Raw genomic sequence first — 18046 nt, forward strand, 5'->3', positions numbered from 1 at the left:
GCGGCCTCAGGCCACCTCGGCCGTCACCGTCGCGGTGATCCACGCCTCGACCCGCTCGGCCGCCGACTGCCAGTCCTGTTCGAGCATCATCGCGTGGCCCATGCCCGGCAGGAACACCGGGTGGGTGCCCAGCGCTGCGGCGGTGGCGACCACCTCCGCACGGGGGAACAGCAGGTCTTCCTCCGCGCCCATGACCAGCATCGGCATGTCGCGCGGCGGCAGGACGGGGAAGGGGATCCAGCCGCCGATGTCCAGCAGGACTCGGCGCGATTCCTCCTGCAGGTAGCTCTCGTACTTGGCGGCTTCGGCGCGCGGCATCTTGTCGGAGAACATGGCGCGGCGGATGGCGTCGGGGTCGATCGCCTTCTCGCCGAATGTCATCAGCATCGACATCTGCTGGAACACATAAGGCGAGCGCCAAGCCAGCCCCATGGTGGAGGACAGCAGGCCGTAGGGCGGGGCGGACGCCATCAGCACGCCGGCGGGAAAGCGGCACTTCGCCAGCGCGCGCTGCACCACCATGCCGCCCATCGAATGGCCGATCAGAACCGGCGGGGCGGAGAGGCGATCTGCCGCCTCCAGCACGTCATCGATGTAATCGGCGATGCCGAAATCATGCAGCCGGTCGCGCCCTTCGCTGTTGCCATGCCCACGCAGCGAGACGGCATGGGCTTCCCACCCGCGCGCGGCGAACCAGGGCAGGAACTTGGCATCCCAGATCCAGGCGCCGCTGAAGGCGCCATGGACGAACAGGAGCGGCGGCGCTTTCGGCGTGCTGATGGGCGGCGTGCCGGCGGGACGGCGGCTGATGATTTCCAGGGTCGACATCGCATCGCAGGTTGTTGTTTTGCACTGCAATAAGCATGGTGGGCGAACGGGCACCTGTCCAGCCGTAGGGCGGGCAACCCTGCCCTGTAAGGGGACTTGAGCCGTTTGACGCCGCCGGTGCGGTTTGCGACAGTCCGGACCCGCACTGCAGAACCGGAGAGCGCCCGTGCCGAACCCACCGGTCCTTGATCCCGCGACGCTGGCCGCTGAAACCGGCGCCACCGACTATCCGCAGCCGTTCCGGGCGCAGGTCGCCGGGCGGCACAGGGTCGTGCTGGGCGATCCGCTGGGCCTGAGCAAGTTCGGCGTCAACATGACCCGGTTGGCGCCCGGCGCTTCCTCCGCCCTGCGCCACTGGCACAGCAAACAGGACGAGTTCGTCTATGTGGTGGAGGGCGAACTGACGTTGGTGACCGACGCGGGGGAGACGCTGCTGACCGCCGGCATGTGCGCCGGATTCCCGCATGGCGTCGCCGACGGGCACCGGCTGATCAACCGCAGCGACCGCCCGGCCAGCTATCTGGAGGTCGGCGACCGCAGCGCCGGCGACGAGATCGACTATTCCGACGAGGACATGGTCTGGCGCGACGGCGCCTATCGGCATCGCGACGGGACCGCCTGGGAATGAAGGTTGGGGGAATGAGCGCCGATCTGACGCTGGTGCTGGGCGGCGCGCGGTCGGGCAAGAGCCGCTATGCCGAGGGGCTGGTGACCGCGCTGGGGGGCCCACGCGTCTACATCGCCACCTCGCAGGTGTGGGATTCGGAAATGGCGGAGCGGGTGGCGAAGCACCGCGACGACCGTGGCCCCGACTGGACGACGGTGGAGGAGCCGCGCGACCTGACCGGGTCCTTGCGTACCCATGCGGCCGAAGGCACCGGAGTCCTGGTCGATTGCCTGACCCTGTGGCTGACGAATCTGATGATGGCGGAGGCCGACGTCGCGGCGGAGACGGCGACGCTGGTGGAGCTTCTGCCGACTCTGCCGGGCCGTGTGGTCCTGGTCTCCAACGAGGTCGGGATGGGCATCGTGCCCGACAATGCGCTGGCGCGCCGCTTCCGCGACCATGCCGGCCGCCTGCACCAATCCATCGCGGCCGTGGCGCCGCGCGTCGTGCTGACCGTCGCCGGTCTGCCGATGTTCGTGAAGGGAACTCCGATATGACCGCCGACACCGAAGACCTTAACCGCCGCCACGCCGAGAAGATGAAGCGGCGCAAGGCGTTGCAGGAGCGCGCTCTCGCCTCCAAGACGGTGGAGAAGGGCCTGCTGATGGTCCACACCGGCAAGGGCAAGGGCAAGTCCACCGCCGCCTTCGGCCTGATGATGCGCGCCGTCGGCCACGGCATGCGCGTGGGCATGGTCCAGTTCGTCAAGGGCGCCTGGTCCACCGGCGAGACGGTGGCGCTGGAGCGATTCGAGGATCTGGTCGATTTCCACACGATGGGCGAAGGCTTCACCTGGGACACGCAGGACCGCGCCCGCGACATCGCCGCCGCCGAGGCCGCCTGGGCCAAGGCCAAGGAGCTGATGGCCGACCCGCGCTATCGCCTGATCGTGCTGGACGAGCTGAACATCGTGCTGCGCATGGACTACCTGCCGCTGGACGAGGTGCTGGCGACGCTGGCCGCCCGCCGGCCCGACCTGCATGTCTGCATCACCGGCCGCAACGCCAAGCCGGAGCTGATCGCCGCCGCTGACCTCGTCACCGAGATGACGCTGGTCAAGCACCCGTTCGAAGCCGGGGTGAAGGCCCAGGCCGGCATCGAGTTCTGAGTTATGCAGTCTCGGGCGATGCGATCTCGCGCGATCATGCTGCAAGGCACCGGCTCGGACGTCGGCAAGTCGCTGCTGGTGGCCGGCCTGTGCCGGGCGCTGGTGCGGCGTGGGCTGACCGTCCGGCCGTTCAAGCCGCAGAACATGTCCAACAACGCGGCGGTGACGGCGGACGGCGGCGAGATCGGCCGTGCCCAGGCGCTCCAGGCGCGGGCCTGCGGCGTGGCGCCCAGCGTCCACATGAACCCGGTGCTGCTGAAGCCGCAGTCGGACGTCGGCTCCCAAGTGGTGGTGCGCGGCGTGGTGGTCGGCACCGCGCGGGCTGCCGACTATCAGACGCGCAAGCGCGAATTGCTGGGCACCGTTCTGGATAGTTTCGAGCGGCTGCGGGGCGAGGCCGACATCGTGGTGGTGGAGGGCGCCGGCAGCCCGGCGGAGGTCAATCTGAGGGCAGGCGACATCGCCAACATGGGCTTTGCGACGGCCGCCGATGTGCCGGTGCTGCTGGTCGGCGACATCGACCGCGGCGGCGTGATCGCCAGTCTGGTCGGCACCCAAGCCCTTCTACCAAAATCTGAGCAGGAGCGGATCAAGGGCTTTCTCATCAACAAGTTCCGCGGCGATGTTCGCCTGTTCGATGAAGGCCTGCGGATCATTGAGAGCCACACCGGCTGGCGCGGATTCGGCGTGGTGCCCTGGCTGCACGAGGCGGCGACCCTGCCGGCGGAGGATGCGGTGGCGCTCGACCGGCCGCGCGCTGCGGGGAACGGGTCGTTGCGCGTCGCGGTGCCGATGCTGTCGCGCATCGCCAACTTCGACGATTTCGATCCGCTGGCGCAGGAGCCGGGTGTCGCGCTGACCATGGTCCGTCCGGGGCAGCCGCTGCCCGGTGACACCGATCTGGTGATCCTGCCCGGCACCAAGGCGACGATTGCCGATCTCGCCTTCCTGCGGGCGCAGGGCTGGGACATTGACCTGATGGCCCATTGGCGGCGCGGTGGGCGGGTGCTGGGGATCTGCGGCGGCTATCAGATGCTGGGCAGGCGCATCGCCGATCCGGACGGCATCGAGGGGCTGCCTGGCGCGGCCGCCGGGCTCGGATTGCTGGATGTCGAGACGGTGCTGATGGGGCCGAAGGTGCTGGAGGAGGCACGCGGCACGGAGCGCCGCACCGGGGCGGCGGTGGCGGGCTATGAGATGCATATGGGGCGCACCGAGGGGCCGGACCGGGCGCGGCCGATGCTGGAGCTTGCGGGCGGCGTGACGGACGGCGCGGAGTCGGCGGACGGGCGGGTTGCCGGCTGCTATCTGCACGGGCTGTTCGGCGCGGACGGATTCCGTGCGGCCTATCTGCGCCGGCTGGGCGGAGACGGGTCGGAACTGGCCTATGGCGTGGCGGTGGAGCGGGCGCTCGACGCCGTTGCCGACCGGCTGGAGTCGGCGGTCGATGTCGACGGGCTGCTGGCGGTGGCCGAGGGCGCTTAACGCTTCGGTTGGGAAGACGGAGCGGCGGAACGTCGCCGCCCTCTCTGACTTAGCGGGCGAGCGGAATATGCTCCCCGGAACTGCGCGGCAGCACGCCCTCCAGGCGCGGATCGCGGACCTCGCGGGCGACATGGCGGGTCGGAACGAAGCCCATGCTCTGATAGAGCGGCAGCGCCTTCGGATGGTCGAAGGTGCAGGTGTTGACAAGCAGCTTGGCCGTGCCGCCGTCCCAGGCCTTGCGGATGATGGTGTCGAGCAGCCAGGGGCCGAGCTTGTGGCCGATGAAGTCGGGGATCAGACCGAAATAGGAGAGATCGGTCTCCTGCGTCCGCCGGTCCAGTTCGCCATAGCCGGCGGGCGTGCCGTCGACATACAGCACCCAGACCTCCACCAGCGGATCGTGGATCGAGCGCTCCAGCTCCTTGCGCGGCATGCGGCGACGCTCGTGCCACAGCCAGGGTTCGCCCACCGTGTCGTAGAGATAGCGGTAGAAGGACCAGGTCGGCGGGTTGGCCCGCACCAGGGAAAGGTTGCCGGCCGGCTGGCGCACGGGCGCGTGGGCCGGCGGTGCGGCCATTTCCAGATAGGTGACGATCACCGACAGATGGTCGGGCCGGCTGGCGGCCGGGACGGCGGGGCGGGTCAGGGAGAAGGGTTGGTCAGCCATTTCTGCATCATCGTGACGGGCGATCTGGCATAGCCCAGCCTTTCATAGAAGGCTAGCACCCGTTGGTTGGTCTCACGGACGAGGAGCTGGACCTTCGGCATCCCGGCAGCAGCCAGCCAGTCTTCGGCCTCCGCCACCATGCGCCGGCCGAGCCCTTGTCCCTGCAAAGCCGGATCGACGGCGACGTAATAGATCCAGCCGCGGTGGCCGTCCTGCCCGACCATGGCGGTTGCGACGATCCGGTTATCGGCGACCGCCGCCAGTACGGTCGAACTGGTCTTCGACAAAGCCAGTGCGAAGTCCGCCGCCGGGTCGTTCCACGGCACCACCAGCCCGCAGGCGGTCCACAGCGCCACGACGGCGTCGCGGTCGTCCGTCGTGCAGGGACGGACGGTGACGGAGCCGGTCACGGCTGCCGAGGTCCCGCTTCCAGCGGCAGATCCTGTCGCAGACCCCATTCCGCCCAGGATCCGTCATAGATCGCCACGTCCGGCTTGCCGGCGGTGGCGAGGCCGAGCGCGATGACGCAGGCGGTGATGCCGCTGCCGCAGGAGGCGACCACCGGCCGGTCGAGGTCCAGCCCGGCGGCGCGCGCCTTCCCGGCGATGACGTCCGGCGGCAGCAGGGTCTTGGCCTCGGCGTCGATCAGGTCGCTGTGGGGCAGGTTGAAGCTGCCGGGAATCCGTCCGCTGCGGCGGCCGGGCCAGGGCTCCGCCACCGCGCCCTCGAAACGTGGCTGGGCGCGGGCGTCGGTCACCTGATCGGCGCGGGCGTCGATGTTGGCGAGAACCTGATCGGCACTGCGGATCAGCTCCGGCCGCTTGCGCGCGGTGAAGACCGCCCGCTGGACCGGGGCGGCCTCGCCCGAGTCGGTCGGGCGTCCCTCCGTCAGCCATTTCGGCAGGCCGCCGTCCAGCACCGCCACCCGGTCGAAACCGAACAGCCGGAACAGCCACCAGACGCGCGCCGCCGCGGTGGCCATGCCGGCACTGTCGTAGACCACCACCGTGTCGGCGTCGCCGATGCCGAGCGCGCCGATCTTGGCGGCGAAGGTCGCCTCGTCGGGCGCCATATGGGGCAGGGGGGCGGTGTTGGGGGCCGCCACCTCGTCGACATCGCACAGCCGGGCGCCGGGGATGTGGCAGGCGGCGAAGTCCGCCCGGATGTCGCGCTTCAGGGCCGGCATGTGCCAGGACCCGTCGAGAACTTTCAGGCCGGGCCGTCCCAGATTGCGGGCGAGCCAGTCGGTGGAGACGACGGGGCCGGTCAGCGGTTCCACGGTGCTGTCGCTCATTCTGCGCGTCCTCGATATGACTCTGTCGGGCGGAAAATCGGGGTGACGGGCTCAGTCCTTCAGCGCGATGACGACGCGCCGGTTCTGCTTGCCCTTGTTTTCGATTTTCGTCACCTCGATTCCGCCGATCTCGCCGGTACGGGCGACATGGGTGCCGCCGCAGGGCTGCAGATCGACGCCCTCGACATTCAGCAGGCGCACCCGGCCGCTGCCGGTCGGCGGCTTCACCGACATGGTGCGGACCAGCTCCGGCTGCGCCGCCATCTCCTCGTCGGAAATCCAGCGGGTGCCGACCGGCGTGTCGGCGGCGATCAGCCGGTTGACCGCCTCGGCGATGGCATCCTTGTCCAGCACTTCGGCCGGGACGTTGAAGTCGAGCCGGCTCTTGTCCGCGCCGATCTGCCCGCCGGTGACCGACCCCGGCACCGCGGCGCACAGCAGGTGCAGCGCGGTGTGCATGCGCATGTGGCGATAGCGGCGGTCCCAGTCGATCTCCGCCTCCACCGCGGTGCCGGGGCCGGGCAACTCCTGTCCGTCCTCCGGCACATGGATGACGTCGTCGGGGCCGCCGTCGCCCTTCACCGTGTCCTTGATGCGGACTTCGAACCCGTCGAAGCGCAGGACTCCGCTGTCGCCCGGCTGGCCGCCGCCGGTCGGGTAGAAGACGGTGCGGTCGAGCCGGATGCCGCGCTCGTCCACCGCCGTGACGGTGGCGACGCAGTTGCGGGCGTAGGCGTCCTCGCGGAATAGCGCGTCCATATCCCCCTCGATGAAGAATCAGGCCAGCCAGTCTGGCACCGGAAGATTCTTCTCACGGAGGAAGTCAGGATTGAAGAGCTTCGATTGGTAACGCTGCCCCCCGTCGCACAGGATGGTCACCACCGTGTGCCCCGGACCGAGGTCGCGCGCCACCCGCATCGCCGCGGCGATGTTGATGCCGCTTGATCCGCCCAGCACCAGACCCTGGGTCTTGATGAGGTCGAAGATGATCGGCAGCGCCTCTTCATCCGGGATCTGCAGGGCGTCGTCGATCGGCGCCTGTTCCAGGTTGGCGGTGATGCGCCCCTGGCCGATGCCTTCGGTGATGGAGCTGCCTTCCGACTTCAGTTCGCCCTTGGTGTAGTAGCTGAACAGCGCCGCACCCATCGGGTCGGCCAGCGTGATGCGGATGTTCGGGTTCCGCTCCTTCAGGGCCATGGCAATGCCGGCCAGCGTGCCGCCGCTGCCCACCGCGCAGGTGAAGGCGTCTACCTTGCCGCCGGTCTGCTCCCAGATCTCCGGACCGGTGGTGGTGCGGTGGCCTTCGCGGTTGGCGGTGTTGTCGAACTGGTTGGCCCAGACAACGCCGTTCGGCTCGGTCTTCGCCAGTTCCTCGGCCAGCCGGCCGGAATAGCGGACGTAGTTGTCGGGATTGGAATAGGGGACCGCCGGAACCAGCCGCAGGTCGGCGCCGATCAGGCGCAGCATGTCCTTCTTCTCTTGGCTCTGCGTCTCCGGCATCACGATGACGGTGCGATAGCCAAGCGCATTGCCGACCAGCGCCAGCCCGATGCCGGTGTTGCCGGCCGTCCCCTCGACGATGGTGCCGCCGGGGCGCAGCAGTCCGCGCTTTTCCGCGTCGCGCACGATGGCGAGAGCCGCGCGGTCCTTGACCGATCCACCGGGGTTCAGGAACTCCGCCTTGCCCAGGATCTCGCAGCCTGTCGCCTTCGATGGCCCTTCCAGGCGAATCAGCGGCGTGTTGCCGATGGCACCGATAAAGCCGTTGCGGATGTCCAAGGCGGGTACTCCCAAGGTCAGGTGTGGATTGCTGACGATACTATCAGGTCGGGGAGCGGCGGATTCAAGGCGGTGGTGTGAAATGCTGCATTGAACGATTTATTTATGTGGATTTGGTAGCGGAGGGAGGGCGTCGATTGCCGACGCCCGCTACACTCATCCCTGACCGAGCCAGCGCTTGCGCAAGCCCTCGCGGTGGCGGGCCAGCCAGCCGACCGCGATGATGGCGATGGAGTTGCGCAGGCGGTTCTCGTCCATCATGCGGATCGCCTTGTCGGCCGGCAGGGCAAAGATCCGGATGTCCTCATGCTCGTCCTCCAAGCCACCGGTGGCGGCGAGGTTGCGGCTGTCGACCCGGCCGCAGAAGACGGTGACGACCTCGGTGAAGGCGCCGGGGCTGACGTAGTAGTCGCAGATCTGCTCGATCTCCTGGATGGCGCAGCCGGCCTCCTCTAGCGATTCGCGGCGTGCCACCTCCTCGGGGGTCTCGCCCTCGCCGACCATGCCGGCGACGATCTCGGTCATCCAGGCTGGGCCACCGGCCGCGGCCGAGCCGACGCGGAACTGCTCGATCATCACCACGCTGTCGAGGTCGGGGTCGTACAGCAGGACACCCACCGCCGCGCCGCGGTCGCAGACCTCGCGCGGCGGCAGCACGTCTGTCCAGGTTCCGTCGAATTTCTTGTGGCGCAGGCGGTAGACGTCGATGGTCAGGAAACCCTTGTAGGGGGTTTTCTTGTCGATGATCTCGATGTCGGGATGATTCATGGTCGGCGTGGTCCCACGGATGGCTGTTTGCGACAGGGTGCTACGCCGCCGCGCCCACCACAAGCGCCGGCGAGGGCGTCACAGCGTCGGGTTCAGCCGCAGGAAACGCACGCGGTCGGCCGAGGTCACCGGGACCGGGGTCAGGGTGGCGCCGCGCATCACCTCCAGCGGCACGACGACGCCGGCCGGCCCCAGGCCCCAGAGCTTGCGATAGAAATCCGCCAGCCCGCTGAAGCGCTGGCCGCCGACGCCGACGATCCAGTCGCCCGGACGCAGCCCGGCCGACTCGGCGGGACTGCGTGGCGACACCTTTTCAACCATCAGCCGGCCCATCTCATCGCGCAGGGTGACGCCCAACCACGGCCGTGCCGGCTCCTGGCGGCGGCCATAGGCGAGCAGGTCGGCAAGAATCGGCTCCAGCGCCGAAACCGGGACGAACATGTTGCCGGGCAGGCCGCGCCCCTCCACCGCCTCCATCACCAGCAGTGATCCGATGCCGACCAGCCGGCCTTCGCGGTTGACCAGCGCGGCGCCGTTGAAGGCGCGGATCGGCGGGAAGGTAAACAGCGCCTCGTCCAGCAGATACTCCCAATAGCCGGCGAACTCGCGCTTGCTGACCAGCTTCACGGCGGTGGCTCCGCGGTTGTCGCCGCCGCTGAGCGCCAGCAGCGTGTCGCCTTCCTTCACCGCACTGAGGTTGGCCAACCGCAGCCAGGGGGCCGAGAAGCCCATCTCCGCCCGCAGCAGGCCGAAGCCGCTGACCGGGTCGTAAGCGACCATGCTGGCGGGATAGCTGCGCCCGTCGGCGGCTGTGACCTCGATCTGCGAGGCCTCCATCACCGTATAGCCGATGGTCAGGATCAGGCCGGACCCGTCGATGACCACGCCGCTACCCTCGCGCTCGGTTCCCAGCGTGCGGGCGCTCTGGCTGTCCGGCGGAACGACGGCGCTGATGCCGACGACGGAGCGGACGACGCGATCGGGATCCAGTTGCTCGGGATTCGCCGCCTGCGCCGGGCCGGCGCCGAGCGCGCCCAGTTGAATGCCGACAAGAACGAGGATGGCGGCCGCCAACCGCGGCACGACCGGTGCAGAGACGACCCGCATGACACCGCACTCCCGCGCAAGGCAGGGCCAAGGGCACCTCCGCGGTCGCGCGGCCCTGTCCGTCGCGACTCGCGTGACACTGACATGACATTGCGCTCGAGTCGCGGCTCATCAAGCGGTCGCCTGACGCCGGCCGGGCCTTTGAGGGAGGAAACATACCGCCGCCGGTCGGTGTTGTCCTGTCCGAGACCGGAAATCGGCCCGGACAATGAAGAGGAAAGGCGACAGCATGCCCATCAACAGCGAACAGGAACTGGAACAGGCCGTCCAGGAATTCCAGCGCGTGAGCGATGCACCCGAGGGCTCGGAGGAGGGACGCCGCCGCAGTGTTCTGGACGCGGACATCAAGGCGTATTACGCCAGATGCGCCAACACGATGCGGCCGGCCAAGCCGCCCTCCGCCGGCTGACCGATGTTGGGCAGCGGGTCCGGGGGGCTCCGGCTCGATCGGCTGGCAGATTCGGCCAGAAGGAGACCGGTCCGCGATGAAGCGACTCGACACCTGCTACACCTGCCGCTTCTGGGAGGGGCAGGGGCTCCGCCAGCGCGGGCCGAAGGGAACCTGCCGGCGCTATCCGCCGGTGGTGACGCCGCGCAGCCCGGAAGGCGACTTTCCCATTACGCTGTCCACCGACTGGTGCGGGGAATGGAAACGGGTGGCCGTCGCCGCGGTCGGTGGCGATCCGTCTGAGTCCGGCGACACCATCTATGACGATCTGGTGGAATAGGGCCGCCTCACCGCGGGTGGGGCGGGATCACCAGGACCGGCGTGTTCTCGTAGGACTGCGGCCGATGGTCGGTCGCGGATCCGTCCCAATCGGTGCTGAAAGCCAGCAGGGCGACCAGCACGGCCGCCAGGAACAGCAAAGCCGCGGTGATGCAATCCACCGTCCGCACCGGATGATCATCAGGTTCGGGCGAACTGCGGCCGGTTCCGTCGACCGGCGGCGCGGTGCGAAGACGTTCGGAATGGAATGGCATAAGCACGGCGATCCTCCATGGCTGGAGACGGCCGGTCCAAGACTGGGTCCGGATGGTTATCAAGTCTAACGCCGTGCGGCCGGACGCGGCATTTCGCTTCCGGCAAATCAGGATCGTCTTTTGGGACTAGTTCTTGTCATAATGAGCGACCGTCGGTCCTAGCCCGACTGCTTTAAACCGAATTCGGTTACTTAACCGCCACAGTCAAGGCGCAATGATGCGGAAATAAGAAAAGGCCGGATGCGTGTGGCATCCAGCCTTTTCGATCTGGCTCCCGGTGCTGGACTCGAACCAGCGACAAGCGGATTAACAGTCCGCTGCTCTACCAACTGAGCTAACCGGGATCGGTGACTGGCCTTTCGGCCGCCGCCGTTGTTGGCGTGGCGGGTGTATAGCCGAACCATCCGGCCCTGCCAAGCCAATTCCGACAGGAAAATGAATTTTCTTGGCCCAGGGCGCGAAGGGGTGGGGGAGGGGCATTCCGCCAATGAAAACAAGGCCCAAACGCAAAAAGCCCCGCCGGGGGCGGGGCTGCGTTCGGACCGGTTGGTCGTCTGCTATACTGTCGTCAGGTATGGAGGCACGGGCGGGAATCGAACCCACGTACACGGATTTGCAGTCCGCTGCATCACCACTCTGCCACCGCGCCATCCTGACCGGCACCGGCGCGCCGTTTCCGGTGCGCCCTCGGTGTGGAGCGGTGGTATAGCGGCCCGGAACGGAGCGGTCAAGGCGAATGGTGATGATTTTTGAACATCGTCGATCGGGCCGTCAGGGCATCCTCGCGACGACCGTTCGACCGGCGGTTCTCCCGGCACCCGCCAAAGGCTGGACGTCCATCGCCCGTGGTCCCATCGCTCGTGGCGTTGTGTTCGCCGGGCCTTTGCGGCTATATACCGCCATGGCAGGAAGCCGTTCGCTGTTCGGCTTGGTGCCGGTGTCGTCACAACACATCAATAAGCGACCGCCATGACCGATTTCGCCGCCGCACGCTATTTCATGGTCGAGGGACAGATCCGCCCCAACAAGGTGACCGATCAACGTCTCGTCGACGTCCTGTCGGAGCTTCCGCGCGAAGCCTTCGTTCCTGAGACGGCGCGTGGCGTCGCTTATGTCGACGACGACCTTCCCATCGGCAAGGGCCGCTTTCTGCTGGAGCCGATGGTCTTCGCCCGCATGCTCCAGGCCGTCGCCGTGCAGGAGACCGACCGGGTGCTCGACGTCGGCGCCGCCGGCGGCTACTCCACCGCGGTGCTGGCCCGTCTCGCCTCGTCGGTGGTCGGCATCGACTGCGACGAAGGGCTGACCGCCGCCGCGACCGCCGCGCTGGCCGGGCAGGGCATCGCGAATGCCAAGGCCGTCACCGGCCCGCTGGCGGAGGGGTACGCCCAAAACGCCCCTTACGATGTCATCGTCGTCGAAGGTACCGTGCCGGAGGTGCCGGCGTCGCTGACCGACCAGTTGGCGGAAGGCGGACGCCTCGTCGCCATCGTCCAGGGCAAGGGCGCCGTCGGCGAGGTCCGCCTGTTCCAGCGGAGCGCCGGCGTGGTGTCGAGCCGCATCCTGTTCGAGGCCCAGCCGCATGCGCTGCCGGGCTTCGAAAAGAAGGCGTCCTTCGTGTTCTGACCGGATTTGCCGGTTGGACAGGTCTTGAACTGAACCGTGCAGTTTACCTCTGCGCGGTTCTGCGCTACCGTCGCCGTCGCCCTTGCACGAAAGTGAGCACCCATGGCCGCGCCGTTTGAGATCGAGGTGGAAGAGCTGGACCGCCGCCGCAAGGCCGGTGACGATCCGGTCGTCCTCGATGTGCGCGAGCCGTGGGAGTTTGCGCTGTGCGCCATCGACGACAGCCTGCACATCCCGATGAACGGGCTTCCCGGCCGGGTGGACGAGCTGCCGAAGGACCGCGACATCGTCGTCGTGTGCCATCACGGTGGCCGCAGCGCGCAGGTCACCATGTGGCTGCGTTCCAGGGGCTTCGACCGCGCCATCAACCTGGATGGCGGTGTCGATGCCTGGGCGCGCCGAATCGACCCGAACATGAAGGTCTACTGAACATGACCGTGCGAAGCCGTTTTGCGCGCCGCTGGCTGCTGGCGACGGCCCTGACCCTGACCGCCACGATGGGCACAGCAGTGACCGGCGGTGGTACGGCCCAGGCGCAGTCCCTGGAACAGGCCCTCGCCCAGGCCTATGCCAACAACCCGACCATCGGCGCCCAGCGCGCCCGTCTGCGTGCCGTCGACGAAGGCGTGCCGCAGGCGCTGTCCGGCTACCGTCCGACGGCCCGCGTGACCGCCGGCATCTCGCGCTCGACGGGCGAGAGCAAATATGACGGCGGCTCGACGGGATCCGAAGCCAATCCCAAAAGCGTCGGCATCACCGCCACCCAGCCGATCTACGACGCCACCGTCGCCCCGGCCGTCCGCCGCGCCGAACGGCTGGTCGAGGCGCAGCGCGCCACCCTGATCGCGTCGGAACAGTCGGTGCTGCTGGCCGCCGCCCAGGCCTACCTGGACATCGTCCAGAACCAAGCCATCCTGCAGCTGCAGACCAACAACGAACAGGTGCTGCGCCGTCAGCTGGACGCCGCCCGCGACCGCTTCCGCGTCGGCGAATACACCCGCACCGACGTCAGCCAGTCCGAGTCGCGCCTGTCGGCCGCCATCGCCTCCAAGATCTCGGCCGAAGGCACGCTGCGCGCCTCCCGCGCGACCTACGAGCGTCTGGTCGGCGCCGCTCCCGGCGAGCTGAAGGCGCCGAAGCCGGCCTTCCGCCTGCCGAAGAACCTGGACGAGCTGGTCGAGCTGGCCCGCGCCAACAACCCGAACGTCCTGTCCGCCTCCTATAGCGAAGCGGCGCAGCGCGAGGCGGTGGATCAGCAGTACGGCCGTCTGCTGCCGTCGGTGAACCTGTCGGCCTCCGGCAACCGCACCTATGATCCCGGCCGCTCCTCCGGCATCGACCTGAACCGCTCCGACAGCGCGCAGATCACCGCCCAGGTGACCATCCCGCTCTATCAGGCCGGCCAGCCCGAAGCCCTGGTCCGCGAGGCCAAGCAGACGGCCAATCAGGCCCGCCTGCAGATCGAGGAGGCCCGCCGTCAGGTGACCGAATCGGCGGTCAGCGCGTGGCAGGCCCTGCAGACCGCGCGTGCCAGCATCGAGTCCTACTCGGCGCAGATCAAGGCGGCGCAGATCGCCCTGGAAGGCGTCCGTCAGGAAGCGCAGGTCGGCTCGCGCACCGTGCTCGACGTGCTGAACCAGGAACAGGAACTGCTGAACGCCCGCGTCTTCCTGGTCCGTGCCCAGCACGACGAGATGGTCGCGGCCTTCAATGTTCTGGCGTCCAGCGGACAGTTGACCGCCGACCGGCTCAACCTGCCGGTCCAGAAATACGACCCGCAAGCGAATTACGACAAGACGCGGGGCAAGTGGTTCGGAACTTCGGTGACCGAATGAACGAGACGGCCCGCGAAAGCGGGCCGTTTTTGTATTATGGCTTTTTTGCCAGCCCTGCCCTAGGTTTGGGGCAGGTTGACGTCTCGGGTTGCCACGATGAGCGATAAGGGCCAGCAAGAACCTTCGATGGAGGAAATCCTCGCCTCCATCCGGCGGATCATTTCCGAGGACGGCGAGCCTGCCAAGTCGGAAACCCAGGCGCCTTCGCCGCCTCCTCCGCCGCCTCCCCCTCCGCCGCCCCCGCCACCCTCGCCGGTGGACGAGGACGACGACGTCCTGGAACTGACCCAGATGGTGGAGGATGAGCCGGACGAGCGGCCTGACTTCGGCCAGCCGGACCCCGATCCGTGGCCGGAGGAACCCGCTTTTCCGGAACCGTCGCCGCCTCCGCCGCCGCCCCGTTGGGACGAGCCGGAGCCCGAGCCGATGCCGCCGCCGCGCCCCGCCGCCCGGCGGCCGGCGCCGGTGTTCGACGAGTTCGAGGATGATGAGCCGCCGCCCCCGCCGCGTCCGCGCCGCCGCACGGTCGATCCGGACGACGGGCTGATCTCCCGCCGGACGGCGGAGGATGCCTCGCACCACCTGACCCATCTGGCGCGCGAGTTGGGCGACGACCTGTCCATCGGCCCGATGCCCATCGGCATCCGCACGGTGGAAGAGGTCGTACGCGAGCTGTTGAAGCCGCTGTTGAAGGAATGGCTGGACGAGAATCTGCCGACGGTGGTCGAGCGGCTGGTCCAGCAGGAGATCGACCGCATGATCCGGCGGTCGCAGAAGTTCTGATCCTGTCTTTCTAGTGCCCCGCTTTTTTGAGCCCCGGTTGAGACGTTTCTAGCGAAAGTTCGTGGTGATGTTGGAAAAGACGTACCGGCCCGCCGAGGTCGAGGAGAAGCACTACCGCCTGTGGGAAGATTCGGGCGCCTTCGCCGCCCAGCCGCAGGGGAACGGCAAGCCCTACACCATCATGATGCCGCCGCCGAACGTAACCGGCAGCCTGCACATGGGCCATGCGCTGACCTTCACCATCCAGGACGTGCTGACCCGCTACAACCGCATGCGCGGCCGCGATGCGCTGTGGCAGCCGGGAACCGACCATGCCGGCATCGCCACCCAGATGGTGGTGGAGCGCAACCTCGCGAAGGACGGCAAGACCCGTCACGATTTCGGCCGCAACGCCTTCATCGACAAGGTGTGGGAATGGAAGGCCGAATCGGGTGGCACCATCACCCGTCAGCTGCGCCGCCTGGGCGCCTCGCCGGACTGGCCGCGCGAGCGCTTCACCATGGACGAGGGGCTGAGCCGCGCCGTCCGCAAGGTGTTCGTCGAACTGCACCGCCAGGGCCTGATCTACAAGGACAAGCGGCTGGTCAACTGGGACCCGAAGCTGCACACCGCGATCTCCGACCTCGAGGTCGAGCAGAAGGAGATCAAGGGCAACCTCTGGCATTTCCGCTACCCCATCGACGGGGAGGAAGGCCGCTTCATCGTGGTCGCCACCACCCGTCCGGAGACCATGCTGGGCGATACCGGCGTCGCGGTGCACCCGGAGGATGAGCGCTACAAGGACCTGATCGGCAAGATGGTCCGGCTGCCGCTGGTCGGCCGGCTGATCCCGATCGTCGGCGACGAATATGCCGATCCGGAGACCGGCTCGGGCGCGGTGAAGATCACGCCGGCCCATGACTTCAACGACTTCGAGGTCGGCAAGCGCTGCGGGCTCGAACAGATCAACATCATGGACCGCGATGCCCGGCTGAACGACAACGTTCCCGAGGCCTATCGCGGGCTGGATCGCTACGAGGCGCGCAAGCGGGTCGTCGCCGAGCTGGAAGCGCTGGAGCTTCTGGAGAAGATCGAGCCGCACACCCACATGGTCCCGCACGGCGACCGCTCCGGCGTCGCTATCGAGCCGTGGCTGACCGACCAGTGGTATGTCGATGCCGCGACCCTGGCCAAGCCGGCAATCGAGGCGGTGGAGACCGGCAAGACGGTGTTCGTGCCCAAGCAGTGGGAGAACACCTATTTCGAATGGATGCGCAACATCCAGCCCTGGTGCATCAGCCGCCAGATCTGGTGGGGCCATCAGATTCCGGCCTGGTACGGCCCGGACGGCACCTTCTTCGTCGAGGAGACGGAGGAGGAGGCGCGCGCTGCGGCCAAGACGCATTACGGCCAGGACGTCGAACTGACCCGCGACGCCGACGTGCTCGACACCTGGTTCTCGTCGGCGCTGTGGCCGTTCTCGACGCTCGGCTGGCCCGACCAGACGCCGGAACTGGACCGCTATTACCCGACCGACGTGCTGGTGACCGGCTTCGACATCATCTTCTTCTGGGTCGCCCGGATGATGATGATGGGCCTGCATTTCATGAAGGACGTTCCCTTCCGCACCGTCTACATCCACGCCCTCGTCCGCGACGAGAAGGGCCAGAAGATGTCGAAGTCGAAGGGCAACGTCATCGATCCGCTGGAGATCATCGACCAGTACGGCACCGACGCGTTGCGCTTCACCCTGTCGGCGATGGCGGCGCAGGGCCGCGACATCAAGCTGGCGGTGAACCGGGTCGAGGGCTACCGCAACTTCGCCACCAAGCTGTGGAACGCCGCCCGCTATTGCCAGATGAACGGCTGTGAGCCGGTCGCCGGCTACAAGCCGGTTGGGCTGACGCAGACGGTCAACCGCTGGATCGTCGGCGCGCTGGCCGATGCGGCGAAGAAGGTCGCCGAGTCGATCGACGCCTACAAGTTCAACGAGGCCGCCGGCGCTGCCTACCAGTTCACCTGGGGCACCTTCTGCGACTGGTATATGGAGTTCACCAAGCCGATCCTGGCCGGGACCGACGAGGCGGCGAAGGCCGAGACTCGGGCGACCACCGCCTGGGTGTTGGACCAGATTCTGCACATCCTGCACCCGCTGATGCCCTTCATCACCGAAGAGCTGTGGGAGCAGCTGTCGCCGGCCCGCGCCAACCGCCTGATCTCGGCGGAATGGCCGGAGTTCGCCGCAGACGTCATCGATCCGGCGTCGCGCGACGAGATGGATTGGGTGGTGCGGCTGATCTCCTCGGTCCGCTCCATGCGGTCGGAGATGAACGTCCCGCCGGCGGCGCAGATCGAGCTGAAGCTGAAGGATCCGAACGCGGTCAGTCTGAAGCGGCTGGACACCCACCGCGACCTGATCCTGCGCATGGCCCGGCTGTCGAGCGTCGATCCGCTTCAGGGCGACGTGCCGAAGAGCAGCGTTCAGGCGGTGCTGGACGAGACCACGCTGGTGCTGCCGCTGGAAGGTATTGTCGACCTCGACAAGGAGAAGGCGCGGCTGTCCAAGGAGATCGACAAGCTGACCGGCGAGATCAAGAAGATCGACGCCAAGCTGTCGAACGAGCAGTTCGTCGCCAAGGCTCCGGAAGAGGTGATTGAGGAGCAGCGTGACCGCCGCGAGGCCGCCGACCAGGCCCGCGACAAGCTGCAGAAGGCGCTGGAGATGCTGGCGGGGTGAGTTTGTGGGGCAGACACACTTGCCCCCACCCTAACCCTCCCCCGCTCTCAGCGGACCTTCGGTCCGCCTGCCGCGTCAGCACAAAGCGAAGCTTTGTGCGAGAGCTGGGCGGGGGAGGGGACTGGTGCTGATACGGGAAAAAGGCGGCAGTTCCTCCCCCGCCCAGCGGGGGAGGTTAGGTGGGGGGGCTTACTGCCCCGCTATACAGCGACCTTCGCCTGTTACAGCGTAAAGATCGCCAGCAGCACCAGCACCGCGATGACTCCGGCGATGCTGAGCTTCATGAATTTGGTGAAGGCGATCCAGTTCGCCTGATGTGCGCGGACGGTCTCTTCACTGACCGGGTTCGGACTGACGGCCACCATATCGATCAACCCTCCAACAGTTTCTTTTGCCCGCAAT

The 18046-nt window shown here is 67.6% G+C and carries 21 protein-coding genes and 2 tRNA genes; 11 read left to right on the forward strand and 12 right to left on the reverse strand.

Features of this window, described 5'->3' with window-relative positions; translation table 11 throughout:
• Positions 1–6: 6 nt before the first annotated feature.
• The gene (locus ACCD06_RS08995) at positions 7–828 is read right to left on the reverse strand and encodes an alpha/beta hydrolase (protein WP_109155574.1); all 822 of its coding nucleotides are present in this window, start codon (positions 826–828) and stop codon (positions 7–9) included.
• Positions 829–994: 166 nt separating this feature from the next.
• Between ACCD06_RS08995 and ACCD06_RS09000 the strand changes: the two genes are divergently transcribed.
• Genes ACCD06_RS09000 through ACCD06_RS09015 form a run of 4 tightly spaced genes read left to right on the forward strand, consistent with a single transcriptional unit; the run spans position 995 to position 4088 of the window.
• Positions 995–1456, forward strand: a complete 462-nt coding sequence (locus ACCD06_RS09000; RefSeq protein ID WP_413340158.1) for a cupin domain-containing protein — start codon at positions 995–997, stop codon at positions 1454–1456.
• Positions 1457–1467: 11 nt separating this feature from the next.
• Positions 1468–1992: a bifunctional adenosylcobinamide kinase/adenosylcobinamide-phosphate guanylyltransferase gene (gene cobU / locus ACCD06_RS09005; protein WP_413340160.1), complete on the forward strand. Its 525-nt coding sequence runs from the start codon at positions 1468–1470 to the stop codon at positions 1990–1992.
• Positions 1989–2603: a cob(I)yrinic acid a,c-diamide adenosyltransferase gene (cobO, locus tag ACCD06_RS09010; protein WP_098739950.1), complete on the forward strand. Its 615-nt coding sequence runs from the start codon at positions 1989–1991 to the stop codon at positions 2601–2603. The genes cobU and cobO overlap by 4 nt, the downstream gene beginning before the upstream one ends.
• 18 nt (positions 2604–2621) lie before the next feature.
• Entirely contained in the window at positions 2622–4088 is a 1467-nt protein-coding gene (locus ACCD06_RS09015) for a cobyric acid synthase (RefSeq protein WP_413340162.1), read from the forward strand.
• 49 nt (positions 4089–4137) lie between these two features.
• On the opposite strand, the gene ACCD06_RS09020 is transcribed toward ACCD06_RS09015, so the two are convergent.
• The 7 genes from ACCD06_RS09020 to ACCD06_RS09050 all read right to left on the reverse strand — a co-directional run bounded on the left by ACCD06_RS09020 (position 4138) and on the right by ACCD06_RS09050 (position 9703).
• A complete protein-coding gene (locus ACCD06_RS09020; protein ID WP_413340164.1) occupies positions 4138–4755 on the reverse strand; it encodes a GNAT family N-acetyltransferase in 618 nt (205 codons plus the stop codon).
• Positions 4731–5165 (reverse strand): GNAT family acetyltransferase, encoded by a 435-nt coding sequence (locus ACCD06_RS09025; protein ID WP_413340166.1) that lies wholly within the window; start codon positions 5163–5165, stop codon positions 4731–4733. Before ACCD06_RS09025 ends, ACCD06_RS09020 begins: the two co-directional genes overlap by 25 nt.
• Positions 5162–6049: a rhodanese-like domain-containing protein gene (locus ACCD06_RS09030; RefSeq protein ID WP_413340169.1), complete on the reverse strand. Its 888-nt coding sequence runs from the start codon at positions 6047–6049 to the stop codon at positions 5162–5164. The genes ACCD06_RS09025 and ACCD06_RS09030 overlap by 4 nt, the downstream gene beginning before the upstream one ends.
• A gap of 51 nt (positions 6050–6100) precedes the next feature.
• Entirely contained in the window at positions 6101–6808 is a 708-nt protein-coding gene (locus tag ACCD06_RS09035; RefSeq protein ID WP_109155582.1) for an alanyl-tRNA editing protein, read from the reverse strand.
• 18 nt (positions 6809–6826) lie between these two features.
• Positions 6827–7828, reverse strand: coding sequence for a cysteine synthase A (locus ACCD06_RS09040; protein ID WP_109151359.1), 1002 nt, complete (start codon positions 7826–7828; stop codon positions 6827–6829).
• Between the two features lie 156 nt (positions 7829–7984).
• Positions 7985–8596, reverse strand: a complete 612-nt coding sequence (locus ACCD06_RS09045; RefSeq protein WP_413340172.1) for an NUDIX domain-containing protein — start codon at positions 8594–8596, stop codon at positions 7985–7987.
• 78 nt (positions 8597–8674) lie between these two features.
• Positions 8675–9703 (reverse strand): S1C family serine protease, encoded by a 1029-nt coding sequence (locus ACCD06_RS09050; protein ID WP_413340174.1) that lies wholly within the window; start codon positions 9701–9703, stop codon positions 8675–8677.
• 229 nt (positions 9704–9932) lie between these two features.
• Here ACCD06_RS09050 and ACCD06_RS09055 point away from each other — a divergent pair, with 229 nt between their 5' ends.
• Together ACCD06_RS09055 and ACCD06_RS09060 are read left to right on the forward strand one after the other, a co-directional pair.
• On the forward strand, positions 9933–10112 hold the full coding sequence (locus ACCD06_RS09055; RefSeq protein WP_109155586.1) for a hypothetical protein: 180 nt from the start codon (positions 9933–9935) through the stop codon (positions 10110–10112).
• A 76-nt stretch (positions 10113–10188) separates the two neighbouring features.
• Positions 10189–10431, forward strand: coding sequence for a hypothetical protein (locus tag ACCD06_RS09060; protein WP_085089261.1), 243 nt, complete (start codon positions 10189–10191; stop codon positions 10429–10431).
• 7 nt (positions 10432–10438) lie between these two features.
• Here the strand turns inward: ACCD06_RS09060 and ACCD06_RS09065 are convergent, their stop codons facing one another.
• From ACCD06_RS09065 to ACCD06_RS09075, 3 genes are all read right to left on the reverse strand, one after another.
• Positions 10439–10684 (reverse strand): hypothetical protein, encoded by a 246-nt coding sequence (locus tag ACCD06_RS09065; protein ID WP_413340176.1) that lies wholly within the window; start codon positions 10682–10684, stop codon positions 10439–10441.
• A gap of 268 nt (positions 10685–10952) precedes the next feature.
• Positions 10953–11028 (reverse strand) — tRNA-Asn (locus tag ACCD06_RS09070).
• 231 nt (positions 11029–11259) lie between these two features.
• Positions 11260–11333, reverse strand: a tRNA-Cys gene (locus tag ACCD06_RS09075).
• Positions 11334–11653: 320 nt separating this feature from the next.
• Between ACCD06_RS09075 and ACCD06_RS09080 the strand changes: the two genes are divergently transcribed.
• The 5 genes from ACCD06_RS09080 to ACCD06_RS09100 all read left to right on the forward strand — a co-directional run bounded on the left by ACCD06_RS09080 (position 11654) and on the right by ACCD06_RS09100 (position 17644).
• Positions 11654–12310: a protein-L-isoaspartate O-methyltransferase family protein gene (locus ACCD06_RS09080; protein WP_109152886.1), complete on the forward strand. Its 657-nt coding sequence runs from the start codon at positions 11654–11656 to the stop codon at positions 12308–12310.
• Between the two features lie 102 nt (positions 12311–12412).
• On the forward strand, positions 12413–12739 hold the full coding sequence (locus ACCD06_RS09085) for a rhodanese-like domain-containing protein (protein WP_085089264.1): 327 nt from the start codon (positions 12413–12415) through the stop codon (positions 12737–12739).
• Positions 12740–12741: 2 nt separating this feature from the next.
• Entirely contained in the window at positions 12742–14145 is a 1404-nt protein-coding gene (locus ACCD06_RS09090) for a TolC family outer membrane protein (protein WP_109155588.1), read from the forward strand.
• A gap of 126 nt (positions 14146–14271) precedes the next feature.
• Positions 14272–14928, forward strand: a complete 657-nt coding sequence (locus tag ACCD06_RS09095) for a DUF2497 domain-containing protein (protein WP_413340179.1) — start codon at positions 14272–14274, stop codon at positions 14926–14928.
• A gap of 67 nt (positions 14929–14995) precedes the next feature.
• Positions 14996–17644, forward strand: coding sequence for a valine--tRNA ligase (locus tag ACCD06_RS09100; protein WP_413340180.1), 2649 nt, complete (start codon positions 14996–14998; stop codon positions 17642–17644).
• A gap of 221 nt (positions 17645–17865) precedes the next feature.
• Here ACCD06_RS09100 and ACCD06_RS09105 read toward each other — a convergent pair whose 3' ends face one another.
• Positions 17866–18009 carry a hypothetical protein gene (locus tag ACCD06_RS09105; protein ID WP_413340182.1) on the reverse strand — a complete coding sequence of 48 codons (144 nt, stop codon included), beginning with the start codon at positions 18007–18009 and terminating at the stop codon, positions 17866–17868.
• Positions 18010–18046: the final 37 nt, after the last annotated feature.

The sequence above is a fragment of the Azospirillum sp. CT11-132 genome, from assembly GCF_047302835.1.
Classification (GTDB): Bacteria; Pseudomonadota; Alphaproteobacteria; order Azospirillales; family Azospirillaceae; genus Azospirillum.